The 22737-nt window shown below is 39.5% G+C and carries 23 protein-coding genes and 3 pseudogenes; 4 read left to right on the top strand and 22 right to left on the bottom strand.

What is annotated here, in order from left to right; translation table 11 throughout:
• Nucleotides 1-21: 21 nt before the first annotated feature.
• The 21 genes and pseudogenes from AC058W_RS07095 to AC058W_RS06995 form a co-directional block, all read right to left on the bottom strand.
• Nucleotides 22-1005: an ATP-binding protein gene (locus AC058W_RS07095; RefSeq protein ID WP_479389885.1), complete on the bottom strand. Its 984-nt coding sequence runs from the start codon at nt 1003-1005 to the stop codon at nt 22-24.
• A 5-nt stretch (nt 1006-1010) separates the two neighbouring features.
• Nucleotides 1011-1469: a DUF4869 domain-containing protein gene (locus AC058W_RS07090; RefSeq protein WP_479389884.1), complete on the bottom strand. Its 459-nt coding sequence runs from the start codon at nt 1467-1469 to the stop codon at nt 1011-1013.
• 255 nt (nt 1470-1724) lie between these two features.
• Nucleotides 1725-2213: pseudogene (locus tag AC058W_RS07085) on the bottom strand (Y-family DNA polymerase); the annotation flags it as partial.
• A 39-nt stretch (nt 2214-2252) separates the two neighbouring features.
• Nucleotides 2253-2760, bottom strand: a pseudogene (locus tag AC058W_RS07080) (YaiI/YqxD family protein).
• A 10-nt stretch (nt 2761-2770) separates the two neighbouring features.
• Complete coding sequence (locus AC058W_RS07075; protein WP_479389883.1) at nt 2771-3139, bottom strand: VOC family protein; 369 nt, start codon at nt 3137-3139, stop codon at nt 2771-2773.
• Between the two features lie 26 nt (nt 3140-3165).
• A complete protein-coding gene (locus AC058W_RS07070) occupies nt 3166-3576 on the bottom strand; it encodes a peptide deformylase (protein ID WP_119242346.1) in 411 nt (136 codons plus the stop codon).
• 88 nt (nt 3577-3664) lie between these two features.
• On the bottom strand, nt 3665-3820 hold the full coding sequence (locus AC058W_RS07065; protein ID WP_181991564.1) for a hypothetical protein: 156 nt from the start codon (nt 3818-3820) through the stop codon (nt 3665-3667).
• A 186-nt stretch (nt 3821-4006) separates the two neighbouring features.
• Nucleotides 4007-4222, bottom strand: a complete 216-nt coding sequence (locus AC058W_RS07060; RefSeq protein ID WP_118338408.1) for a hypothetical protein — start codon at nt 4220-4222, stop codon at nt 4007-4009.
• 29 nt (nt 4223-4251) lie between these two features.
• Nucleotides 4252-4656, bottom strand: coding sequence for a (deoxy)nucleoside triphosphate pyrophosphohydrolase (locus AC058W_RS07055; protein WP_019163307.1), 405 nt, complete (start codon nt 4654-4656; stop codon nt 4252-4254).
• A gap of 11 nt (nt 4657-4667) precedes the next feature.
• Nucleotides 4668-7658 carry a DEAD/DEAH box helicase gene (locus AC058W_RS07050; protein WP_479389882.1) on the bottom strand — a complete coding sequence of 997 codons (2991 nt, stop codon included), beginning with the start codon at nt 7656-7658 and terminating at the stop codon, nt 4668-4670.
• Between the two features lie 464 nt (nt 7659-8122).
• Nucleotides 8123-8479: a VOC family protein gene (locus tag AC058W_RS07045; protein ID WP_020993711.1), complete on the bottom strand. Its 357-nt coding sequence runs from the start codon at nt 8477-8479 to the stop codon at nt 8123-8125.
• 42 nt (nt 8480-8521) lie between these two features.
• Nucleotides 8522-9229 carry an SDR family oxidoreductase gene (locus AC058W_RS07040; protein WP_479389881.1) on the bottom strand — a complete coding sequence of 236 codons (708 nt, stop codon included), beginning with the start codon at nt 9227-9229 and terminating at the stop codon, nt 8522-8524.
• Nucleotides 9230-9256: 27 nt separating this feature from the next.
• Nucleotides 9257-9514 (bottom strand): GNAT family protein, encoded by a 258-nt coding sequence (locus tag AC058W_RS07035; RefSeq protein ID WP_479389880.1) that lies wholly within the window; start codon nt 9512-9514, stop codon nt 9257-9259.
• A 56-nt stretch (nt 9515-9570) separates the two neighbouring features.
• Entirely contained in the window at nt 9571-10560 is a 990-nt protein-coding gene (locus tag AC058W_RS07030; protein WP_118137960.1) for a nucleotidyltransferase family protein, read from the bottom strand.
• A gap of 178 nt (nt 10561-10738) precedes the next feature.
• Complete coding sequence (locus AC058W_RS07025; protein WP_117677388.1) at nt 10739-12529, bottom strand: flavin reductase; 1791 nt, start codon at nt 12527-12529, stop codon at nt 10739-10741.
• Nucleotides 12530-12857: 328 nt separating this feature from the next.
• Nucleotides 12858-14735, bottom strand: a complete 1878-nt coding sequence (gene recQ, locus AC058W_RS07020) for a DNA helicase RecQ (RefSeq protein ID WP_479389879.1) — start codon at nt 14733-14735, stop codon at nt 12858-12860.
• On the bottom strand, nt 14732-14869 hold the full coding sequence (locus AC058W_RS07015; protein WP_178761381.1) for a hypothetical protein: 138 nt from the start codon (nt 14867-14869) through the stop codon (nt 14732-14734). The genes recQ and AC058W_RS07015 overlap by 4 nt, the downstream gene beginning before the upstream one ends.
• Before the next feature lie 405 nt (nt 14870-15274).
• Nucleotides 15275-15694 carry a response regulator gene (locus AC058W_RS07010; RefSeq protein WP_243103851.1) on the bottom strand — a complete coding sequence of 140 codons (420 nt, stop codon included), beginning with the start codon at nt 15692-15694 and terminating at the stop codon, nt 15275-15277.
• The gene (locus AC058W_RS07005; RefSeq protein WP_479389878.1) at nt 15640-15939 is read right to left on the bottom strand and encodes a sensor histidine kinase; all 300 of its coding nucleotides are present in this window, start codon (nt 15937-15939) and stop codon (nt 15640-15642) included. Before AC058W_RS07005 ends, AC058W_RS07010 begins: the two co-directional genes overlap by 55 nt.
• A gap of 27 nt (nt 15940-15966) precedes the next feature.
• On the bottom strand, nt 15967-16413 hold the full coding sequence (locus AC058W_RS07000; RefSeq protein ID WP_479389877.1) for a sensor histidine kinase: 447 nt from the start codon (nt 16411-16413) through the stop codon (nt 15967-15969).
• 289 nt (nt 16414-16702) lie between these two features.
• Complete coding sequence (locus AC058W_RS06995; RefSeq protein ID WP_117677391.1) at nt 16703-17161, bottom strand: Lrp/AsnC family transcriptional regulator; 459 nt, start codon at nt 17159-17161, stop codon at nt 16703-16705.
• 218 nt (nt 17162-17379) lie between these two features.
• Between AC058W_RS06995 and AC058W_RS06990 the strand changes: the two genes are divergently transcribed.
• The 3 genes and pseudogenes from AC058W_RS06990 (at nt 17380) to AC058W_RS06980 (ending at nt 20398) form a co-directional block, all read left to right on the top strand.
• Nucleotides 17380-18708: an MATE family efflux transporter gene (locus AC058W_RS06990; RefSeq protein WP_479389876.1), complete on the top strand. Its 1329-nt coding sequence runs from the start codon at nt 17380-17382 to the stop codon at nt 18706-18708.
• A 48-nt stretch (nt 18709-18756) separates the two neighbouring features.
• Nucleotides 18757-19713 carry a 2-hydroxyacid dehydrogenase gene (locus AC058W_RS06985; protein ID WP_118775096.1) on the top strand — a complete coding sequence of 319 codons (957 nt, stop codon included), beginning with the start codon at nt 18757-18759 and terminating at the stop codon, nt 19711-19713.
• Between the two features lie 172 nt (nt 19714-19885).
• Nucleotides 19886-20398: pseudogene (locus tag AC058W_RS06980) on the top strand (helix-turn-helix domain-containing protein).
• 100 nt (nt 20399-20498) lie between these two features.
• Here AC058W_RS06980 and AC058W_RS06975 read toward each other — a convergent pair.
• A complete protein-coding gene (locus AC058W_RS06975; protein ID WP_118137970.1) occupies nt 20499-21251 on the bottom strand; it encodes a MerR family transcriptional regulator in 753 nt (250 codons plus the stop codon).
• Nucleotides 21252-21364: 113 nt separating this feature from the next.
• On the opposite strand from AC058W_RS06975, the gene AC058W_RS06970 reads away from it, so the two are divergent.
• Nucleotides 21365-22690, top strand: a complete 1326-nt coding sequence (locus AC058W_RS06970) for an MATE family efflux transporter (protein WP_479389875.1) — start codon at nt 21365-21367, stop codon at nt 22688-22690.
• Nucleotides 22691-22737: the final 47 nt, after the last annotated feature.

Genomic DNA, 22737 nt, shown 5'->3' with positions numbered 1-22737 from the left:
TAAAAGCTTTTTTCTGACTTTTCAGAATGATTTTTCCCAGTCTACCAATTTCATGATTGTTTTTACCGCATTCACTATTCTTGGAGCAAAGTACGCCTTTGTAAGCCTTTTCTTCGAATATGCCCATATAAAATTCTTACTGGTACTTTCTATCAATAAATCTGTAAAATATCGTTCCCAACTGACATACTCTTTACTGTCTATATATTCTTCTGGATTCTGAAGTATTGTTTCTACTTTTAATTCCGGTATTTCCTTTGTTGAAAGTAACAACCACTCAAAAGATTCTGGTGCATAGAGTACAATGTTTCCCTGTGTTTTAATGCATTCACTGATATCTTTCATCTCTGAACCAAATGCAGCTCCATCTACGATGACCAAAATTGTGCCCTCTTCATTCGTTCTCTGTTCCAACTGTCTGATGATATTTGACTTCCCAATAGCAGAAAAACAGTTCACACCCTTCTGTCTGGACATTTCTTTAAAAAATTCAAATCCAGAATTGGAATCCTCTGTTATTACAAGTTTCGGATTGATATTCTTTTCCTCTGATATTTCACCGTACAAATGATAAATCTCATTATATTTCTGTTTCGCATCATGAAATTTTCCAGATTTGCGAAATCCATATATTTCACTTACACTATATGGCAATGCCGGAAGCTTTTCTCTTGTAGCCAGTACAAAGTAATTATCAGATCCCTGCACAAGCTGTGCAAACTTCTTTGAAACTAGGAAGCGATTTCCTTCATCAATAAAAATAATGCTTCCTGTTGTTTCTTCTATCTTTCTTTCCCAATCCTCACTATCAATCACTTTACAGGGGCAGTCACAGGAAAGAAATACACCGCTATCCGCACCATATCTTCCATAATCATGTATAAGATCAATTAAAACAGTCTTACCTGATCCACTGTCACCAGTAATGATTGTAATATTCCTATGAATTACAAAATCATATTTCACTTTTCTGGATTCTACAATGATTCTATGTGAACCTTTCATAATCACTACTCCTGTTTCATTTCATTTAAATACTTATTTGCTATAGGAACAAGTTCCTTCATTGAATGGACCGTTTCTCCTCCATTTTGGACTTTTATCTCAAATTTTGTGTCTTTTCCAAAACTCATCATATGTCTGAGATTAATGGTAACATCTTTAAGCCTGCCTATTTCCAATATCCATTTTGCACAGTTATCGCCACAGGTCGAGGCATTGAAAATACGATCCGGTTCATTTAAAATCAGCAACAATGTTTTCACTCCTCCTGACAGTCTTTCAGGAGGAATCTGTCCCAACACCGGACTGTTAATGCATTCACCACTCAATACTTCTGAATCATCAATATCTTTAATCATCTTTTTCGCCAGTTCTGCATCAAGCCATTCTGGTTCATAACTGTTTTTAAAATAAACATTTGTATTATAAATACTGTTTTTCACATCTCCATAAATAATGTTCAACATTTATAAGAGCCTCCTCTCAAAATACAATTCTTCTTATAACATGGTTTCGTCCCGCCAAAGAATTCCGGTCTGATTTCTTCAACCTTGTGTCCTCTACTGCCAGAACTATAGCAATCCTCTAAAATAATGCATCTTAATCTAGCCCATCAGAGTGTGAAATCCTACGCCAATATAGCAGAAACTTAATTTTCGCTGTACTAGTGAAACATTCTATATTCTTTGTATATGTTTTTACATTTACCACTCTTCACATTTAATATCGCTTGCTGTCATATTATAAGTATGCAGATAATCCGTTACATCCATAAATACTTCGTCAATCGAATACGGAAAAATATCTTCCGGCGCAATATATTTCAGATAAATGCTGTAAATCCTGGTGCTGTATTCCAGATAGAGAGCCATCCGGGGAGGAGCAACAATATAATCAATCTCCAGTGCAGGATTGATATTTAATTCTGTACTGTCATCAGAAGAACCAATAAATGTTCTGTTCGGTGCTCTCCACCTGCGGGCGCTGTTGGCTTCTTTTACTTTTTGAACAACCTCAAATAAACGAGCCCTTCCGGGTATCCCATAACACTTTAAGGCTGGAGATACCGCAAGACAGATTGTTTTTTCTGTTCTGCTTTTATCCGCAACCACAAGATTGATTGTCAAAGGATCCCGATTTCGTTCTTTACATTCCACAGACGCATAGAATGACTTAAGATCAATTGCAATATAGGTTCTTTTCTTTTCCATCATTCTACACCTCCCGATTCTCCTGTGTTCCGTTTGTGATTACATCTCCTTATCCATTGCCATATGTATCATTTTCTCGAAGGATTCTCTGAAATGCTCATCATCCTCCGCTGTTCGTTTTCTTGGGCCTTTTACATGATTCTTTCCGGATGCCCTTCGTGCCTTCTTATTCAGATGCCGCTCCATAAGCATCTGGTCAATATTCTCATTCGTATACCATTTCCCAGATTGATGAATCGCATAAGGTCTACGCTCCGCTTCGGTCGGCTCAAAACCAAGGTCCACTGGACCTTGTGAGCCCTTTTCCAAGTGCCATTGCAGCCACTCCATAATCCTGTGATATAACAATATCGCCTTTATGGCAAATGCTGATCAGTTTATAATCCACTGCATCTGCTCCGGCTTCAACTACAATCACTTCACTGTAATCAGAAGATAACACATGATTGGTATCACACAACAACGTTACCGAAAGATTGTGCTCTTTTGCAACTTTTTCAACAATACCAACTACCGGACAGGCATCTGCATCAACAAAAATCTGCATATCTTCTCCTTTAATTAGACATAAATGGAGTGCGAACCTCAATGAGATTACCACTGGGATCATACAGTCTTACAAGCTTCTGCCCACCTGCAAGTTCTGTCAGTTCTGTGGCATATCGAACGGAATACTTACCAGATTCATATTTTACAATCAATCCATCTATAGCAAATTCCTCGAAATACAGTTCCATCATGTTATTGAATGGCGTAGAAGTCTCATCCAGCGTCTTCCCCCATAGACCGGCATCCTGCAAAACAAGTCCCTCCGATAAGATCACATTACCTTCATTCTTAAGAATCACTTGCAGTCCAAATAAGTCCCTATAAAACTCTATGGATTTTTCTATATCATCCACCACGATCAATACATTTTTCAGCATATCCGTCACCTCGCAATCCGCTTTGGTTATATAATTTTTCCGGACAAATGATCAATTTCATGTTGGCAAATCTGCGCCGTCCATCCTGACAATTTCTGGCGCTGTTTTTTCCAGTTGAAGTCATAATACTCTACTTCTATTTCTTGGTATCTGTTCGTCTTACGAACACCATCCAGGGACAGACAGCCTTCTTCTGTCTCATACATATCACGCTTTGAAACAATCACCGGATTGAACATCACAACATCTATGAATCCCATATTCACAATGATGATATTCTTCCTTATACCAATCATATTTGCAGCCATACCAACGCACCGTTCCCGGTTCGCCTGCAGTGTGTCTTGCAGATCCTTTCCAACCTGGATATCAGCTTTTGTGGCCGGCTCGGATGGCTGGCCTAAAAAGAAAATGTCTCTTACTATTTGCTTTACCATTTATTTTCTCCTGTATTTAATTTCTAATTCTTATTTATCCTGACCTGAAATCTTTCTCATCGGCTCAAGATTAATTTTACAGCATCAATCAAGTCCTCACTAAATCCTTTAATACCAACTCAAGTATAACATAGATATAACCCCTGTAGTGCATAAACTCGAAATATTCCTGTTCACTGGCAAATAAAATGTATTTGTCTTCTACGTATCCCATATATCCGTTGCTTGTGTTATAACCTTTCATCTGCCAGTTCCCCCTTGATTTCTTTTTCTAATGTTATCAGTTTACACCAAATGGCTGTACAAAAATTCCAACAACCATTACTGTTCAGGAATTAGCAGAACTAAAAAAACCAATGGTGCAGACTGATAACAGTCAAAGCCATTGGTTTTCTTTATCCAAATATATTCTCTGGTTCTTCTACAATTTTTATTTTACTTTTTCCAACTTGTTATTTGCATCAAAGCAAACCTTGTCCCCTTCATTAATATTACATTCATAGAGCATGGCATCCTCTGCTTTTATCCTTATTTCTTCTCCTGAAGAATTCGTAAGCGTCACTATTGCCATGACTGGCATGCCTTTCGGTCGCTCTTCACAACCGAAGTCCAGGTCTTCCTCAATTCGTTTTACTGTGTATATCATAGCAATTCCTCTGAAAATAATGTTAAAAATCAGTTCTCCATGTTCCTTCGAATTTTCTCTATCAAAGTGACATCTGCCGGTAACCAGGCAACGCTATCCAGTTGGTCCTTCGTAAGCCATTTTGCAGCTTCCGCTTCTTTTAATTCCAGGTGACCGGCTGTGACCTCTGCCCAAAAGCAATCCATGGAAAGGTGAAAGGTGGGATAGTCATACTCTATAGTATCAATCAAATCCCCTACCTTAATTTCTGTATCCAGTTCTTCCATGATTTCTCGCTTTAATGCTTCCTGAGGTGTTTCACCTGCTTCGATTTTTCCTCCAGGAAACTCCCAGCCGCCTTTCAGCTCACCGTAACCACGAGCCGTTGCAAAAATTTTATTCTTTTCTTTCATATTGTCGCAGATAACTGCTGCAACTACTTTTATTGTCTTCATCTGTTCCTCCTCTACGCATTCACGATATACTCGTAAATATCTTCTCTCACCGGCACATCAAGAATCCATTCGATTTCCACCGCCGTTTTTTCTGTATTCGCCATCATAAATTCTTTCGTATTTCCACTTGCCGTCATATGTCCGAGATAATAAAACTCTTTCGAAATCTTATCGTCCTTATTCTTTCGCACAAAAAGCTCTACCTGAATATCACGTTCTTTTGCTTTGAGGAAATTCTGGACATCTTCCGATTTTAAGCTTCTTCCGGATTTGGAAATAGCGATCAAGCGATTTCTGAATCCTTTCACAAAATGATCCTCGTATTTTGTGGTATCGCTGATGTCTGCTGATTTGTCATAGTTAATAAATACAGGAAATGTCTTTGTCTTCTTATCGTATTTGTAGCCACCAATGTTCAAAGGCACTTCATTCTGCTCCCAATTCAATAAACGACAAACATCTTCATAAGTATATTTCTGGTACAGCACCAGATCCGTATCTTCATAACTTGACTTGTAATCCCTTTTATAACGGCTGATTCCAAAATCTACCAATTCATCAAGAATGTTATAAAAATCTTCGTGCACTGCCATCTCCGCAAAGGATTTTGTCGGCTTATAATCATTTTCATCTTCCTCAATGAAAATGCATTGCGAATAAGCCTTCTTCCCTGTCCCCGCTGGGAATTCATTGGTCATAACATTTACAAGATTTTCCTTCTGATTCTGGCTGATTTTCTTCCCGTAATGCTTCATGTCTTCCGAAAGCCCGGCAAACAAACCAATCTGCGCCGTTCCCTGTACATAAGCAAGTATACGTTTTAACAGTTGAAGCTCCTGAATACGCTTTCCATTTGCCAACTTTTTAGACACAAATTCGATCACCTTCTCCTCTTGTTCTGAGAGGCGAATTTTATAATCCTTTTCATATTTCACAAGAAACTTATAATACGATCCTAAGCTTTTATTATCGAAAATGCGGATGACATCCATTTCACCATACGTGTCAAAATCACACAACTTCGGAATCCTGCCAAGTTTGCCCCTAAGGTTCGTATAATTTTCCTTTATCAGTTTAATATCCGAAAAGTTCGCATTGTCTACGGATGAGAAAATCCTTTTTCGGCTGACCTCATCAAAATGTACGGTTGATGCACCAGGTATTACACGGCCACCTTCCATAATGTAGCGGCGAATATTGTCTTTGTTGTAAGTGCGATCTCCGGACAACGCAATCGGGATCATAAAGTTATTGTTATAATTTCCGATAAAATCCAAAATAACAACATACTCTTTGCCCTTTGCTTTACGTAGTCCACGGCCAAGCTGCTGAATAAATACAATCGGCGATTGTGTCGGGCGAAGCATAATGACCTGGTTCACCTCAACGATATCCACGCCCTCGTTTAAAATTTCCACAGAGAAAATATAATCCAATGGCTCATTCTCATCTGTCGCATCGCCCTCATCCATCGCCAGCCGCTCAAATGCAGTTTGTCTTTCCTGCTCTGACGCACTTCCATTTAATGCGATCGTGCGAAATTCTTTTCCAGTCAACGGATTGATCATCTTATTAAACTTGGCAGACAACACTTCCGTTTCCATCAAAGTACTGCAGAAAACAAGCCCCTTGACCTTCTCACCGCTGTAACCATAATAATCTGCCTGGGCAACAATATGCTTCACGCGCTCATCACTCGTAAGCATAGAAAAATCGCAATTACATTCTTCATTATCACCAATAATCGACAAATCAGTTATGCCAAAATAGTGGAACGGGCAAAGTAAGTCCTCCTCCATCGCCTGCTGCAAGCGGATCTCATAGGCAATCTGATAATTGAAGATTTCATACACATTTCTTCCCGCAATGTTGTCATCCCTCTTATCCGGTGTAGCTGTCATTCCAAGCCACAGCTTTGGCGTGAAATGTTTCATTATTTTCTGATATGTCTCAGCAGAAACGTGATGTGCTTCATCCAGCACGATACAGTCAAACGCATCTTTCGCATATTGAAGCAAATGCTCATCTCGGTTCAATGTCTGCACTGTAGCAAACACATAATCTGCATCATATTCACGATAACCTGCTCCAACAAGTCCCATTGAAATAGATTTTGCAAAAACTTTTTCGTAGGACTTCTTCGTCTGCCTCGCCAGCTGCCCCCTGTGTACTAAAAACAACACTCTTTTGAAACCAAGCTCACGCATAGCAAATGCGGATGCATAGGTCTTTCCTGTTCCCGTGGCAGAGATCAGCAATGCCCGCTCTTCTCCCTGCTCCAGAATCTTTCGCAAGTTCGCAATAAATCTCTCCTGCATGGAGTTTGGCTTTAATCTATATTTTTCCAGTGACGGGATTTCTTCGCTTTTTGCGATTTCCCGCTGGTGTTTTATAATATTGTAGCGTTCTTTGTAGACTTCATAAAAATCATTATATGGTAAAGCGTACTCACTATTCCATAACTTCTGAAATTCTTCTACGATTTCTTCCGCAACCTCACCATTTTCCGTAGAAATTAGTTTTGTATTCCACTCTTTATTTACCGTCAGCGCCGCACTTGTCATATTAGAGCTTCCGATGATGATTCGATAAATCTCTTCTTTTTTAAAAATATATCCCTTCGTGTGGAAACCATTTCCAGCCGCTTCCACGTCATACATTTTCAAAGTAACATTTTTCAAACTATTAAGTTTTTCAAGTGCTCTCGGTTCACTAAAGTTCAGATAATTTGTTGTAAGAATCTGTCCTTTAATGCCCTTTTCCTCAAGCTCTTTTAACGTCTGCAGAAGCGGTGTCACACCACCCATTGTGATAAATGCAACACTGATCTGAAACTCATCGCAGCGCAGTAATTCATCCTCTACAGATGAAATAACCTTCTTCCCCTCTTCCGGATTATTCGATACAAATGCTGGCTTATATGCCAGATTCGCCGCCACGGAACCATTTATATATGCGGCACTTAGGCCGTTTTGCAATTCATTGATCACATTCACATCCATTGAAATAGAACTCCCTCTCATTTCATGATGAGCAAAACAAAATGCTCTGCTTAGTATTATACCTTATGAGAGAAGGTTTGTCATTGAAATCTCCTGGAAGCGAGCGTTGCAAATGGAACAAAAAAAACAGGTTCGGACGCACTGAAATTAATCAGTGTATCTGAACCAGGCTTTTCTATAGTCTTTCCGATGAATAGCTGGGCTGGCTTTTCATTGAAGTTACTCATTTAATTGTAAAATGATTTCCAAAATATATTCGTTTCTTTTTTTATATTCACCATATCATATAAATATACTTTTCTATCCACATTATATCTTACAATCATCGCTACATTAAATTTTGTATTCTATACTATCACACTGGCCCCAAATGGCATGAAAGAAAGTCTTGCCATCTTGAAAAACTGCTTTCCAAACGGCCAGAATGCCAGGGTTGCAAATTTTTTTCGATTTCTCAACCAGCTTTACGGCAGAATCTCAAGCCAGTATCCATCTGGATCTACAATGAAATAGATTCCCATCGCTTCATTTTCGAAGCAAATGCACCCCATCTCTTCGTGCTTCTTGTGCGCTGCCTCATAATCCTCTGCCTTGAATGCCAAGTGGAATTCGCATTCACCCAGATTATACGGCTGTGGATGATCTTTAAGCCAGGTAAGTTCCAACTCAAAATCACTTACATCGTTGCTCAGATACACAATAATAAAATCATCTGTAGTCTTTCTTCTCACTTCGTGCAGATCAAGGGCCTCGTTGTAAAATTTAATAGATCGGTCCAGGTCTGATACATTGTAATTTTCGTGAATCATCTTAAATTTCATAGTTCTTCTCCTTTTGTACATTTTGTGTTTCTAATACGTGACTTAGATGTCAAATCTCCACCCACAATCACCATGATAAATCATTTGTTTTGTCATACCACCGTCAATGCAAATATTTTCGCCTGTGATAAAACCTGCTTTTTCAGAGCAAAGAAACAGTACCATGTTGGCAATATCCATGGGATTTCCCACACGATGAACCGGCTGCTGCACTGCATCTGCTCCTGTATATTCGGTAAAGTCAGTATCTATCCATCCCGGAGAGATTGAATTGACTCGTACTCTTCCTGCAAGGCTGACTGCCAACGCATGAGTTAATGCTGAAATTCCGCCTTTTGCTGCGGTGTAACTTTCTGTTTGCGGTTGACTCATGCGGTCACGGGAAGATGAAATATTAACAATGGCAGCTCCTTCAGAAAAATATGGCTGAAACAGTTTGGTCAGATAAAATGGTGCCGTAACACCTACTTTTAATGCATAATTGAATTCTTCATAAGAACAGTTGTCAATTCCTTTCATCAACGGTAATGCGTTATTAATAAGATAATCCACATGACCATATTCGGTAATTACCTTTTGAGCAAATTTCTCTAATGTATCCTGCTGTGCAAGATCACCGGTAAAGTAAACTCCGGGCTGCTTATCAATGCTGCAGATAAGAGCCCCCTGCTTCTGAAATTCCTCTGCAATAGTCTTTCCAATGCCCTGCGCGCCTCCCGTCACAATCACTACTTTATTTTTGAACTCCATATAAAATTCTCCCCCAAAAACTGCTTTCTATTTCTGCTGCCACAACATTGTGTATTCTTTTTCACCAGTAACATCATCTAATCTTTCACACTGAATATCGAACCCTTCTCTTTGATAAAACGAGAGAGCTCTGGTATTCTTCTGGTATTCTTCTGGTATTCTTCTGGTATTCTTCTGGTATACATTTAATCGTAATCTAACATTTTTGTTCTTGATAAAATCTAATAAAAGTTTACCTATACCATATTTATCATCCAGCTCATATTTTCCAACATAAATCTTCAACCCAATACTTCACTATCAGTAACCCCTATATCGTCCTCGCACAAAAGCCTCCCTTATCAGTCAATCAGATCATTCTGAAATCTGGACAGATGTTCATACGGTAAAATCAAACGACCTCTGTATAACCCGCACCCGTCGTTAATCAAACTATTACTTACTGCTGCAAACATATTCACATCCAACTGTGTGAGATCCAGGTTTAACAGGCGCATTCCTCTTTCGTAGGCTTCGTCGAAATAGACGCTCTCTCCCTGTGGGATTGCGTCTCTTCTTGCGCGTTCGCTTTCCTGTTTTTTTTCATATCCCAGATGGTTCGCCGTGCCGATTTCTGCCACATCATCCATATCTTTTGTCCGGATCTGCACTTCAAGGAAAGAGCGGGAGCTGTTATCATAAAATGTGATATGTAAGGACTGATAATCGGACTCTTTTTTCTCTGAAATATAGTCTCTGTAATATGGTTTCGCGACGTCATCCAGTAACGGGGAGTGGCTTAACTTTACTCCGTTCGCCGGTTCTGCGGTGAAACCTCTTTCTTCAAGAAATCCCGGAAGTTTATTTGCAATATCATACAAATATTTCAATTCTTCTGTACCCCTATCCTGTCCCGGTGCCAGGTGGCATTTCGGCAGGGAGATCACGATACGATAAGCAATCAGGTCCCGAAAGCAGCTTAAACGGTTCTTCAGCTCTGCAATTGGAGGATAAGTTCCGTGTTTGCTGTAATAGTCATAAATGTACTCTACTATATACCCGTTAAATTTCTCCTCAGCACGAATCAATGATTTAATTCTTCCTTTTACTGTGAATGCCAAAAATGGATACTCTTTTGTCATATATTTATAAAACTCTCTGATTTTCTGTGACTGGGCTGTGAGGAAATCGTTATGTTCCAGTAATTCCTTGATCTGGATCAGGAAGTTACAGTGGATCAGATCAATTTCATTATGATTTTTCTTTGCATCTTTTCGCAGATCTTCTATATAATTCTGCAATATCTTTAATACGGTATCTCCGGAATATAAGTAATCATTTAATGTTATCATATGTATTCACCCTGCCTTCCTGTTCACAATGTTATCTCTGTAAATTTTATTTTTCTTCTATTTTAGCAGACTTTAGAAGTTTATCAAGTTAAAATATTAACTTATTATCTCCATTGATACAAAAACAGACGGTTTTTACACCGCCTGTTTTCTATCATTTCCGTTATTTTCCTTAACATCATCCAATCGGCTCGAAATCCACTGCGCCATGTTTGCACAGTGGGCAGATGTAATCTTCCGGAAGTTCGTCGCCTTCGTAGATATATCCGCAGACTTTACATACAAAGCCTTTCTTGCCTTCTGTCTCTGGTTTTGGTTTTACGTTCTTCTGATAGTAAGTATAGCTCATTGTCTCCTGATCACTGACTACTCTGGCCTCTGTTACGCTGCAGATGAACATTCCATGTGTTCCAAGATCTACATACTGTTCTACTTTCAAGGACATAAATGCGTTAATGTATTTATCAAGAAATACCAGACCGTTGTCAGAACGGTTTATTTTCTGTCCGGCAAATTTATCCGCACTTCTTCCACTCTGGAATCCAAACTGCTCAAATACTGAAAATGGTGCTTCTACAGAGAGACAGTTTACATTCAGCACACCTGTCTGTTTGATAACATGATGGGAATAATTCGTCTTATTGATGTTAACTGCAACCCTGAAAGGTGAATCTGTCAGCTGGGTAACAGTATTTACGATCAGCCCGTTATCTTTCTTTCCATCATTAGATGTCACCACATATAATCCATATCCAATACGGAATAACGCAGTCATATCATTCTTATTTGCCAGTTCATCATTCTTTGCAATATATTCCTGGCAGAGTTCGGAAGCCATTGCCTCCATCTGATCTCTGTTTTCCTGATCTACCGCAGACATAATCTTCACTGTAGTATCCAGCCAGTTAATCTTTTTGCATTCGGAAAGCATACCTTTCATTACTTTTGCCGCCAAAGGTGCCCAGGAACCATTTTCAATCAGACCTACTGTGCGGTTCTGGAAATTATGCTCTACCAGACGTGTGATAAAGTCATTCATAAACGGATAGATTCCGGCATTATAGGTAGTTGTTGCAAGCACCAGTTTACTGTAGCGGAAAGCATCGCTGATTGCCTGGGACATATCGTCTCTTGCAAGGTCATAGACAACCACTTTCGGGCAGCCTTTACTTTTTAATTTCTGGACAAACTGATTAACTGCATCTTTCGTATGTCCATATACAGAAGTATAGGCAACTACAATTCCTTCTTCCTCAGGTGTGTAGGAAGACCATGTATCATAAAGTCCGATATAATGACCCAGATTCTCAGTCAGTACAGGACCGTGTAATGGACAAACTACCTGAATATCCAGAGTTGCTGCCACTTTCAGAAGTCTCTGTACCTGTGCTCCATATTTACCAACGATACCGATAAAATATCTTCTCGCTTCGTCATCCCAGTCTTCTTCTACATCCAGCGCACCGAATTTACCAAATCCATCTGCGGAAAACAGAACTTTATCAGTACTGTCATAGGTTACCATTACTTCCGGCCAGTGTACCATTGGCGCAAATACAAAGGTAAGATTATGATTTCCAAGGCTGAGTGTAGAACCATTCTCTACTTCCAGCTTCTGACCTTCCAGATCTAACCCGAAGAAATTCTTGATCATCACAAATGTTTTCGCATTGGCAACTACTGTTGTGCCAGGATATACTTCCAGGAAATTTGCTACATTTGCAGCGTGATCCGGTTCCATGTGCTGAACGATCAGATAATCCGGTTTACGTCCATTCAGTACCTGCTCCAGATTGTCCAGCCATTCATGTTTGAAATTAGCATCTACTGTATCCATAACTGCCACTTTTTCATCGAGAATCACATAGGAATTGTATGCCATTCCATTCGGTACAGCATACTGTCCTTCGAATAAATCTACCTGATGGTCATTAACACCTACATACTTGATCGTATCTGTAATCTTCATTGTACGCCCTCACTTTTTTATAATATATTTTGCTCTGTAAATCTTTATAATATCCATCTCTTTGTTTCTAGCTTTATTCTATACTATTTTAATCTGGTTTTCAAGTACAAATTGGTAAATTTTTTCAAAAAAACAGTAAAGCCGCTATTTTACCAACTTTACTGTCTCGCTATATATCTGGTTATTTAGTTTTTTATAAATTACATTTTTAATTTTCAGGCACTGCTGCTAGTTTTTGATTAACTGTTCAATGCTCTGTAAATTTTTGAAGAAAAAGCATAATATCCTGTCGTAATACTCTATATACTTCCGTTTTTCTCATGTTTCTTCACTCTTCTCCTTCTTCAGTCATACTCAAAGTGACTCCTGGTCGCTCCGTGCAAAATTTCTGAATTTCTTCTAAAAATCTCTGCCCGTATTTTTTCAATTTATTCGCTCCCACTCCTGAAACATTCAACATCTCTTCTTCATCAGAAGGCTTTTTCACACACATATCAATTAATGTTTTATCACTGAAAATAATATACGGTGGCATGGATTCCTCTTTTGCAATTTCCAATCGCAATTTTCGCAGTATTTCAAACAAATCGTAGCCAGCAGAAGTAAGTGCATCTGTGCTTCGTTTTCGTACTGTTTTCTGTATTTTTTTCTTCTTATCTGGTTCTTTTTCTTCATATGTACGCATAATCACGCGGATATTTTCATCTTTCAGCGGAGTAATATTGCCAAGTTTCAGTACACTGTATTTCTCCTGTGTCTGATACAGATAACCCATTTCTGTCATCTGGCTGATTAGTGTCCTAAGTTCTGCTTCGCTATGCCCGCTCAAAGCACCATAAGATTTATATTGATCCGTTCTAAGTTCCCGTAATCTGGCTCTTTTAGCCCCCATCAATGTTCCGAGAACTATTGTCAATCCATAGCGCCCCCTGGTCTCTGCGACACAATTGACTACCCACTTTGCCTCTGCTGTCATGTCCACTTCGTGATACTCTCTGTGACAATTTCCACAGTTATCGCACGGACCTGAAGTCTTTTCTCCAAAATATTCCAGAATATAATTTCTCAGACATCCGGTTGTCTTGCAATACCCTTCCATCGTCTGAAGCCGGCGTATATCCCTCTGTCTGATCAGATACTCATCTTCCTCATCTACATCAGAAAAATCTTTATTATCCAGAAGCATTCTGTCAATCATGACATCCTGCAATGAAAAAAGCAGAATACACTGCGAATTCTCTCCGTCACGGCCTGCACGTCCTGCTTCCTGGTAATAATTCTCCATACTCTGAGGCATATTGTAATGAATCACATAACGCACATTAGATTTGTCAATTCCCATTCCGAAAGCATTCGTCGCAATGATAACAGGGGTTCTGTCATAGATAAAATCATCCTGATTCTTCTTCCTGGTTTCATTGGTAAGCCCGGCATGATATCTGGTGACAGGAACTCCTCTTTTAAAAAGCAGTTCAAACAGATTGTCCACATTTTTTCTTGTAGCGCAATAGATGATTCCACTTTCTGTTGGATGTTTCTCTATGTACTCCATGATGAATTCGTCTTTTCTGCGGATGTTTTCAACACTGTAATATAAATTCTTTCTATCAAATCCTGTGATCACCACTTCAGGATCTGCAAGGCTCAGTGTGCAGAGAATATCATTCTTTACTTCTTCTGTCGCTGTTGCGGTAAAAGCACTGACGATAGGTCGTTTGGGAAGATTTTTTACGAACTCAACGATTTTCAGATAGCTGGGCCGGAAGTCCTGCCCCCACTGAGAAATGCAATGTGATTCATCCACCGTCACCATGGAAATCTCTACATTTCTGGCAAACTCCAGAAATTCATAGTTCTCCAGGCGCTCCGGAGCCACATAGATAATTTTATATCTTCCACTTGCTGCAAGATACAAAGCTTTACTAATCTGGTTTTCTGTAAGCGAAGAATTGATAAATGCCGCATGAATTCCTGCATCGTTTAGCGCCTTTACCTGATCCTGCATCAATGAGATCAGCGGTGAAATCACAAGCGTGATGCCCGGAAGTATCAGTGCCGGAATCTGATAACAGATGGATTTACCTGCTCCTGTTGGCATAATTGCAAGGACATCTCTGTTCGTCAGGATAGCCTCTACAATTTTCTCCTGCCCTTCTCTGAATGTGTCATATCCAAAATAAGTTTTTAGTGTTTCAAGTGCATTCACTTTTTTGTCACCTTCCATGCTTCATTTGGCGGAAAACATATCTGCTCGATTTTGACCACCTGATCTGTCTCCTCTGGTCTGATATTACGGAATTCATACTTTTCCATAATTGTTTCGTTGATACATTCCTTCATTTTTCTACTCCATAATTTGATTTTCCTCTGTACTGACACGTTACTGTGCAGTTCATTTTATTATACTGTAGCTGTTGCAATTTCTCAATGCGTATTTAAGATATGTGGAAATTATTTGGTTACTGTTTACTCCGTGCCCAGTAACACGCTTCGCGATTCACAGGATTTACGCAACAGATGAAGATATTGTACCGGAAATTCTTTACATCCAGAAAGTCAGGACAGACGGAGAATTTGATCTTGCCTGGCAGGATATCCCTTACAAATGCTGCAAAGGAAACCGGGCTCAACCTGCTCCATTCTGGTACCAAGCATATGATGTTAAAGAATATAAAAAATGATTCTTCATGATTGAAATCAAAAAACAGAGCATAAACTAATATGCTCCATTTTTATACGTCTATCCTATATTCTATTTTTCATTTTTGCATCTCTTACCTGTTTACAGATAGTCTGCTCCACCTTCTCAATATCCAAAGGTTTTGCCAGATGTGCATTCATTCCAACAGCAATACACTTTTCAGCATCCTCCTGAAAAGCATTTGCTGTCATGGCAATAATCGGAATCTCTGCCTTTTTTATATCCTGTAAATGTCTGATACATTTGGTCGCCTCATAGCCGTCCATATTTGGCATCTGGATATCCATCAAAATCATATCATAAGTTCCGGCCGGCATCTGCTCTATCCTGTCCACACACTGTATGCCATCTTCCACCCGGTCAATAATAAGCCCTGTTTCTTCAAGTATTGCAATTGCAATTTCTGCGTTCAGCTCATTATCCTCTGCCAGTAAAATATGTTTTCCGCGTAAACTGCTTTCCATATCAGCGGCATCTGTTTTTGATGTTTTCTGCCCGTAATAGTTCTCATCAGCTTTTTTTGTATCAGGATAAGTGTAAACACAGTTCCTTTTCCCAGTTCGCTTTTCACGTCTATGCTGCCGCCCATCAGATCCACATATTTTTTTACAATTGCCATCCCAAGACCTGTACCTGCAACTTTACCAACGGTCGTATTCCGCTCCCTTGAGAAAGAATCAAACAGAGTTGGCAGAAATTCTTTGCTCATTCCGATTCCTGTATCACGAACCTCTATCTAAATTTTTACAGAATTCTCTTGTTCACATGGAATCTCCTGTACAGCGACCGTAACGGTTCCTCCTGCCGGCGTATATTTGACTGCATTACTGATCAGGTTCACCTGAATCTGTTTTGTTTTTGTAATATCACACAGGACATGCTGATGCTCCACCTGTGTTTCAAATATAAGGTTCAGTCCTTTTTGATCAGCCTGAGGTTCAAATACACTTTTTATCTCATCCACTGTCTGATCAATCCGGGCATAGCTTTCATCCAGTTCCACTCTGCCACTTTCAATACGAGCCATATCGAGTACATTATTGATAATTACCAGCAAAAGATTTCCAGACTGTTCGACCGCCCTCTGATAATGAAGCAGTTTTGAATCTGTCAGTTCTTTTTTCATCAGCTGGTTATACCCAAGTAATGCATTCATCGGTGTACGGATATAACTATACCTCATTTCCGCTATTACGTGTTCTTATTGTACCTGTAATAATGAAAAAATATTAGTTATCAACTTTGCAAGCATTCATTTCCGCAATAGGAAGCATACACATAAAAAAATAAAGATACTTTCGTTTCCACAAAAGTCATTTTCGCTTATATCCTGCCTTTAGGAATTTCCATATAAGCTGAATAAACGCTTCGTCATCAATCCTCTTTCTCAAGAGGTCAATAACTACTACAGCGAAAATTAATTATGCTTACACTTGCTGATAAGCACCTTATCTTGTCTTTTATGCAGGCTTCTATAGCCGTAATCCTTTAATATCTTTAATACGTGATAAGATTGTATTGCAGCTGCAGCTGATAACGCCGGGAAGTGTATCAATGACTGTGTGCAGGAAGTGTTCCATTTCATCACTTGATGAAGCTACGGCATGTACATGCAGCTTGTCTCTTCCTGTGACACGGTAAATCTGCGTGACGGTATCATTATTATGTAATATATCTGTCACCTGCGACAGATGGTCTGGTTTTGTCTCGATTTCAAAATAGCATGAAACAGCACCGCTGATCTTTTGAGGGTTTATTATAGTTGTATATTCTTCAATTATGCCTTTTTTCTCCAGAGCCTGAATCCGGGCTTTTACTGCCACTCTGGAAATACCGGTTTCTTTACCGATATCAGAGTAAGAAATACGTGCATTTTCTATAAGCAACTGGATGATCTTCTGATCCAGTTCATCTAAACCGTTCAGGTACATAAGTGTCCCTCCTGTAAAATAATATCCTCCGGATAGTAATTTTTCTTAAATATCATATCATTTATGTTGCTGAAAGTAAACGCTGGCTTGACATAGTAGCTGTAACTATATATAATTGTTTCGTAACGTAACTTAAAACTTGCATTTTGAATACATAAAATAAATTCCGGTGAAGGAAAGAATGAGTGAAATTATAAAGGCTGTGGAGGAATATGATAATGTCAAAAGATGAATATTTGATCACCGATACGCCTCTTAAAGCATTGACGTTTTTTGCAATGCCAATGATTTTGGGCAGTTTTTTTCAGCAAATATACAATATGGCTGACTCTATCATCGTCGGCCAATTTGTTGGCTCCTCTGCACTTGCAGCTGTCGGGGCCTGCGCAGCGCTGACCAATGTTTTTATTTGTGTGGCACTGGGGGCAGGTGTCGGTGCCGGTGTGCTCGTGAGTCGCTATTTCGGTGCCAGGGAGTATGGAAAAATGAAGACCATCGTGTCAACGTCCTTGTTTAGCTTTTTAATTCTAAGCATAATCCTTGGTGTTTTTGGCTTTTGCTTTTCCTACTCGATGATGAGGGTATTACAAACTCCCGGCGATATACTGAATGATGCAGTGTTATATCTGCGGGTCTATTTCGTGGGCTTTCCGTTTTTGTTTATGTATAACATTCTTTCCAACATGTTCACTTCCATTGGTGAATCAAAAATCCCACTGGGACTCCTGGTATTCTCGTCAATCTTAAATATTTTTATGGATCTTTGGATGGTGGCCGGACTTGGTCTCGGTGTGTTTGGTGCAGCCCTTGCGACTCTTATAGCACAGGGGATTTCTGCGGTGTTTTCACTTTTTCTTTTCCTTAGCCGGATGCGTCGATATAAAAGTCGCTTTGATTGGTTTGACAGGCAGGAGTTATATTCCATGCTTCAAATTGCTGTACCTTCGGTTCTTCAGCAGTCTACAGTGTCCATCGGTATGATGATTGTACAAGCTGTTGTAAATCCTTTCGGTACACAGGCACTTGCGGGGTATGCGGCGACGATGCGGGTAGAGAATGTTTTTTCATTGATTTTTGTATCCATTGGCAATGCGGTTTCCCCATATGTTTCCCAGAATCTTGGTGCAAAGAAAATTGAACGGATCAAAAAAGGATATCACGCTGCACTGGTGTTAGATGTATGTTTTGCAGTTCTTGCTTTTATAGTCATTGAAACATTGCATACTCAGATTTCCTCGCTATTCCTTGGTAAAGATGGAACTGTCCTAGCTTATCAGGTATCCGAGGGTTATATGAGATGGCTCGGTTACTTCTTCATCTTTATGGGAATCAAAATGGCAACCGATGGGGTTCTTCGTGGTCTTGGAATCATGCGCCCGTTCCTTATTGCAAATATGGTGAACCTGGCGATCCGCCTGTCAGTTGCTTTGATTTGTGCACCGCGTTTTGGCATTGTATTTGTCTGGCTTGCTGTACCGGCAGGTTGGTTTGCAAACTTTTTAATATCCTATGTGGCTCTTCGGAAATCATGGCCGACTGATAAATAGGTGCAATCCCGATAGCGTGAAGTAATTTACCAAGGAGGAATTTATAGTATGAACGATAAATGTGTAGTATTGAATGCAAAGAAAATGAATTTTGATGGGAAGCTGGATTTTTCCGTTTTATCTTCTGATGTTACAGTATATGATGATACAACAGAACGGCAGCTGTCAGAGCGTATTCAGGGTGCAAATATCATTGTAACAAAGGAGATGCCTGTGAGTGCAGAAATGATACAGAAATTCCCGGAATCTGTTAAACTGATCTGCGAGGCAGGTACAGGATATAATAACATTGATCTTGAAGCAGCACGAAAGAAGGGGATTACAGTCTGCAATATTCCGGCATACAGCACAGAACGTGTGGCACATACTGCGATCATGATGATATTGAATCTGAGTTCTGCAATGCAGGTACAGATGAAGATGCTGGCATGCGGAAATCATGACAATTTTACCAGAAATCTTCAGGTTCCGCATGTTGAGGTAAATGGAAAAACACTTGGTATTATAGGTGCAGGACACATTGGCAGGAAAGTTATCCAGATCGCACAGGCTTTGGATATGAACATACTTGTATATACCAGGACACCAAGAGAGGATGAGAAGGGGATCCGCTATGTATCGCTTGAGGAATTACTCAAGAATAGTGATTATGTTTCCATGCACTGTCCATTGACGGAAAGTACAAAACATATGATAAACAAAGAGTCTTTATCACTTATGAAGCCCTCAGCATTTATTATTAATACTTCAAGAGGTGCTCTTATTGATGATGCTGCTCTTATAGAAGCATTGGAAAATGGTACGATTGCAGGAGCCGGACTTGATGTTCAGGAAACTGAACCACCTGAAGAAGCCAGCCCTCTTTATACTATGGATCAAGTCCTTTTGACGCCACATATGGGATGGAAAGGACTTGAGACAAGACAGCGGTTGGTTTCTATTCTGGCGGATAATATAAAGCAGTTTATGGAAGGGAATCCGATCAATGTTGTATCAGGTCTATAGTATCTGGCAGCAAAGTGATGATATAACATTCGGGTTTGCAGAGTGAAAAAATATTCGTCTGATTTTCTTACCACATTTTATGACAACAATTTATAGTTTATACCACAGCAGGTACGGTTTCTGGAAGATTCATTTTAGACATCTCATTCTCCACATGAAACTTATCTGGAATATGACACAGGCAGAACTCGGTGTAGCTCTTGGCTGGGGCCAGGGTGCGAACCGTCTTGCCCAATACGAAACCAACTACCGGGTCCCCCGTAAAGATCTGGTAACAGAAATGGCTAAGATTCTGGACGTAAACCCACTAGCACTCCATGAACCAACTACGGTGAATGCTTCTAAGCTAATGGAAATTTTGTTCTGGATTGATGAATTTAATCCTGGAATGATTAATCTCTTTCAATTGGAGACTTATCCTAACGAAAAATCAAATTCCAGCAACGATACCTCTATACGCTACCACAATTCCGATAGTCGGCCTGCTCATCCACCTGTTGGCATATGGTTTAATTATGGGATTCTTAATAATTTTTTGAAAGAATGGACAATTAGAAAAGAAGAACTGAAATCCAGCTAGATTACCAGAGATGAATATTTTGAATGGAAAATCAACTGGCCACAGATCTGTGATGATTGCGATAAACAGGAACCGTCAAAACAGTGGAGAAATTTATATAAATAATTCAAAGACCGAAACTCTCCATCTTGCTTTGAATTTCGGTCTTCTTAAAGCTCATTCGTAACCGGTCAGTGCTTTCACAGTTGCCATAAATGTTGCTCTTTCATATGATTTCTACAAACGTCTTATAGAAATCATATGTCTTTCCGTTTTCCTGTGCACAAAGCAAAAAGCGGCTGATGATTGTACCAGTACGGTGTGATTCCTGAATACGTGATAAGTGTTCGTGCAGGTTATTAGGAAACCCCTCTGTCACTTCTTCCCTAAGCAAAAAAGTTACATAACGATTTGCCTTTTTTTGCCAAAGAATACTGGATTTTGGAAATAAAGAACTCATTTCCGCTGGTATAGTAAGCCCACGTTGTTCCTGTGGAAGTGTTTGCGTATGCTGCACCCGTGAATAAAGATATGGATTTTCAATATACTGACGCAGCTTGTCCCTTTCAATCAAGTCAAAAGATACAATGCAAGCTGTATCAATATCAGACTCTTGATATACCTGTGTTTTCAATTCCTCCAATGTCTTCAACGCCTTCATATGATAGCGTAATTTCTCCATCCGACGTGCAAGCAGTTCTTGTTGATGTTCCAATTCTAAAAGTTTCTCAGAAAATAATTTTCCATGCTGCTCAGGCGTTGCGGCATCCATTCCACGAATTTCCTTTAACTCTAACCCAAGATTTTTATAAAAAATGACATCTGAAATGGTCATTAAATCTTCAATTGCATATTCCCGATATTGATTTTCAATTTTCTTTCCGGGATGTAAAATCCCCTTCTCCTCCCAATACCTAAATGTAGATGCTGGTATATCAAAAAAACGGGCTATTTCTCCAATTTGAAATCTTTTATCCATGATTCTTCCCTTCCTGGTTTTAAAACTTACTACTATTTATCCACTATACTATTTTTCACGTTGACCTTCAAGCTACTTTAAGGTTTATACTTCCATCAAGGGAGGAAATTTTTATGGAAAATGCTTTAATTTTTGCTTCTGAAAAAGAAGTTCAATTCACAAAACTATTAAAATTTATTGTTCCGACATATCTAACATCATTATTTAACACAGTCTATACCATTATTGATGGTATTTTTGTTTCTACATATGTCGGAACCAATGCACTGGCTTCTATTAACATTGTTTATCCTATTGTAAATGTATTGACCGGAATTGCACTTGTATTTGCTACCGGCGGCAGCGCTGTCACAGCTTTGCACATTGGAGGAAACAGAAAAAAGGAAGCAGACCGCTCCTTTTCTGTCAGTTCTTTTGCAGCTATTTTGCTTGGATGCCTCGTTTCCCTGATGATTCTTACGAATCTCTCAGCAATTCTGACCATGCTCGGTGCAACCCCCGTGACAATTGCAGGGTGTAAAACATACGCACGTTGGTGGCTTTTGGCAGCTCCCGTCGTAATCGGTAAGGAACTGTTTACATATTTTATCCGAGTGGACGGTGCCCCCACATATAGCTTTATAACTGCACTGTCCGGTGGTATTTTGAATATCGTTTTGGACTATATTCTGGTCGGACAAATGCAAATGGGAATCTACGGTGCTGCACTGGCAACAATTCTTGGGCTGGTATTGTCATTTTCTATGGGAATTTATTATTTTATCCATAAACAAAAGTATCTTTCATTTACCTTGCATAACTTATCCTTGCGGGAAGCCATGCATTGTATGATAAATGGTGCATCCGAATTTGTCAATCAACTTGCTATTGCAGTTACAACCATCGTATTTAACCGCACTGCACTCTCCTTTGCCGGTGAAGACGGTGTCGCCGCAGTTTCCATCATCATGTATCTGCAGTTTTTGTTTATCGGTGTCTACTTTGGTTTTTCTATGGGCATAGCACCATCTCTGAGTTATGCGTATGGCGACCGAAAAATAAGAATTTGCCGAAAACTGGAAAGCTATGCTCATCGCTTTTTCGCAGTAGCTCCAATCGTCATTTATGCACTGACCTACTTTCTTACTCCAGTTGCTGTATCCTGTTTCGCAGATACATCCAGCCCTGTATTTCCTATTGCAGTGTCCGGAATGAGAGTTTATGGACTTGGTTTTCTATTTTCAGGAATTAATATTTTTGCTGCAATTCGAATGATGGCATATGGAAAAGGATATTTCTCCGGTCTGATCACATTTTTGCGTTCATTCCTACTATTACTTTTATTTCTGATTGTACTGCCTTTGAAATTTGGTTTGACTGGAATATGGCTCGCCGTTCCTGCGGCAGAAGCTCTAACATTACTCGTTGCTGTATGGTTTCTACGGCCGATTCATTGTTAGAATAAGACTCCTTTATAGAAGAACCACAACTTACACATGACAGTGAA

It is taken from the genome of Blautia sp. CGZ-1-C1 (genome assembly GCF_056504575.1).
Note: the sequence above shows the minus strand (reverse complement) of the source record. Positions and strands in the feature narration are given on the sequence as shown.